Annotated in this window: 2 protein-coding genes; one reads left to right on the top strand and one right to left on the bottom strand. The window is 56.9% G+C overall.

Annotated features, from left to right (window positions below):
• Positions 1–259: 259 nt before the first annotated feature.
• Positions 260–844, top strand: coding sequence for a plasmid pRiA4b ORF-3 family protein (locus RHIZ70P_RS22605; RefSeq protein WP_115672809.1), 585 nt, complete (start codon positions 260–262; stop codon positions 842–844).
• On the opposite strand, the gene RHIZ70P_RS22600 is transcribed toward RHIZ70P_RS22605, so the two are convergent.
• Positions 751–2538, bottom strand: coding sequence for a helix-turn-helix domain-containing protein (locus RHIZ70P_RS22600; RefSeq protein ID WP_115672808.1), 1788 nt, complete (start codon positions 2536–2538; stop codon positions 751–753). The genes RHIZ70P_RS22605 and RHIZ70P_RS22600 overlap by 94 nt on opposite strands.
• Positions 2539–2652 lie beyond the last annotated feature (114 nt).

Genomic DNA, 2652 nt, shown 5'->3' with positions numbered 1-2652 from the left:
TTTTTTTTTTTCAAGCAGAAGACGGCATACGAGATGACGTCGAGTCTCGTGGGCTCGGAGATGTGTATAAGAGACAGGGACAAAGGGCGGCAGCCATGTACAGCCTGATAGTCACCGCGAAAATGAACCGCATTGACCCACAGGCCTGGCTTGCTGATGTTCTCGCCCGCATCGCCGATCATCCTGCCAGCCGGATCGATGAGCTTCTCCCCTGGAATTGGCGGAAAACCGCAACATCGCCACTGAGGCAGGCGGCCTGATGGCAGGTCCTCTCGTGCGCTTGAAGATCACGCTCGATGACGTTGATCCCTTGGTGATGCGCCGCGTTGTCGTCCCATTCCGCATTCGGCTTGACCGGCTTCATGAGGTCCTTCAGGAGGCTTTCGGCTGGACCAACAGCCATCTGTATGAGTTCAGGATCCGTGACATCGGGTTCGGCTTGCCTGATGACGGCTTTGATGGTCCCATCGATGCACGCAAGGAAACGCTTCTTGCTGCCATCGAAGATATCGGCGCGAAATCATTCAAGTATCTCTATGACTTCGGCGACGGTTGGACGCACACCGTAAAAATCGAAAAGATCTTTCCAGCGACGGCCGGCTTCGACGATCCATTCCTTCTCGAGGTTGTCGGACGGTGTCCACCTGAGGATGTCGGCGGTCCATGGGGCTATCAAGAGTTCCGCGAAGCCATTGCGGACACCAACCATGAGCGTCACCACGAACTTGTCGAATGGTCGGGCGGCACACACTACGATCCTGGCGAAGTCGACGCCGCCAATCTACGCAAAAACGTCGAGGCTCTTGCCGCAAAGTGGAAGCGCCGATCGCGAAAGAAAGGCTGAACCTGCGGTCCTCGGCGAATGCTTACGCTCCTTCTGCTCGCAAGGTAGATTTGCTGGGGCCAAGTGGCGATCTCCATGGGCATATGGAAGGCACTATAGCCTTGCTCATACGCAAGCTTGAATCTTGTCCAGACATCCTGGGCAGCCGGAGATGCCGACATGTGCCTGCCAACGAGGCGTTCGATATCGGCGCGAGCGACGATCGGCTGATACCGCGGGCCGTGCGTATCGAAAAGCAGCGGTACACCAAGGTCTCTCGCGATCGGCTTAACATTGCGCACGGTAGTTCCAAGTTCGCGGTGAAACAGCGCGAGCTTCACGTACTTGCGGTGGAAGATTTCCACGGACTCGCGATCGAGCCACAAAGGATTATCTCGGGAGTGGCGGATGAAGCCCAGCTTGATCACGTATGAGAGGGTGGTCGGATGGATGGAGGTCATTACGGCGGCTTCTGTTCCAGTCATGCAGTCGGGAGGCGGCTTGTGCCATCGTGGCGGACGGCGCTGCTGTTTTGCGAGATGCCGGATATGAAGTCGCCATCCCGCCACTCCAGTACGTCCCGGAACGATGTTCGCAAGCGTCAGAGCACCACTGAGGACCCGTTCCACGACATCGTGGTCGGTGCTATCTTCTCGCTGCGAGAAAGTTCCGACCGTGTAGACGGAGTGGGATTCGCCACTCATGGGCAATTCTTTGAATTTGCGCAGAAGGGCTTCGACATCAGCCTTTGGGACAAGTCCTTGAGTCCCTTGTCCGATGCCGGTGAGGGGAAGCCCTCGAAGCCTGCCTTTCTCGATCAGCCCGCTGACTACTCGCCGTGTGCAGCCAAGCATTTCTGCAACTTCCTGCGGCGAGATCAGGTCCTTCACGAAGCGGTCGATTGCAGCGACCTGATCCATATCAAAGTAGCTGATGCGACCGCGCGCCAGCGGCATGCCGATAGACCTGATGATGTGCTTCATTGCAAGCTTTGGAAGCTCGTGACGCTCACATAGCTCCAACAAGCTCTGCTCTCGGCGCTTCGCCTCGAGGCCACGGGCGGCAGAACGCTTCAGACGGCCGTTTCTTAGCATGGTGATCTTCATGGCGCGGTCGATCGATTGGCCAAACTCAACGTTTCGGCTGCCGCTTCTGATCCAACCGAAAGCGATGTCGCCCTGGTTTCGAAGCTCCTGATCGGTATTCTTTAACAACCAAGTCTCGAGACCTAGCTCCAGTCCCGAAATCTCTCCCTTGAGAAGCGAAAATCCGGAACTCCAGTCGTGATCGCGCGCGCGCGGCGCCGTCCGTGAGTATCCGTTGGAAACGACACGTCCGAGGATTGCGGAGTGGTCGATCACCCGATCCAGGGGAAGGTCATCGAGTAATGGTCGGGCGATAGGTGGCGCCCAGCCCAACCGCTGCATGATGTAGTGCTCAAAGGATTCAGTATCGACGTTCCGCTCCCCGAACAGGCCGCATTCATTACCGTATCGATCCACCGCGAAAAATGGCCAAGACCATTTGTATCGCTTCCCGTGTGCGTTTTTCCTGACGAGAGCAGTGCGGTGAAGCGGACAGCGCTGGAAACAGGCGAGGTCCCACCACATGCGGTGGTGTGGAGACTCTTCGATGCAGGCCGGGCAAAACCTCCGAAAGGTGATGCTGAGGTTATGGTGCATCAGGCGCTGCCCACTCAGCTTGTTGTTTTGCACTGAGAACTGACCCGGGATTGCGGGAAATTATCACTGAGATTTGACCCATGTTTCAATCATCCCTCGCGAGGTTTCAGCGGGGGCTCTGGAGTGATCGACATGGCGTTACTGAGC

It is taken from the genome of Paenirhizobium selenitireducens ATCC BAA-1503, from assembly GCF_900492185.1.
Lineage (GTDB): Bacteria > Pseudomonadota > Alphaproteobacteria > Rhizobiales > Rhizobiaceae > Allorhizobium > Allorhizobium selenitireducens_A.
The sequence above is the reverse complement of the archived record's forward strand: the minus strand, read 5'-3'. Positions and strand labels throughout refer to the sequence as shown.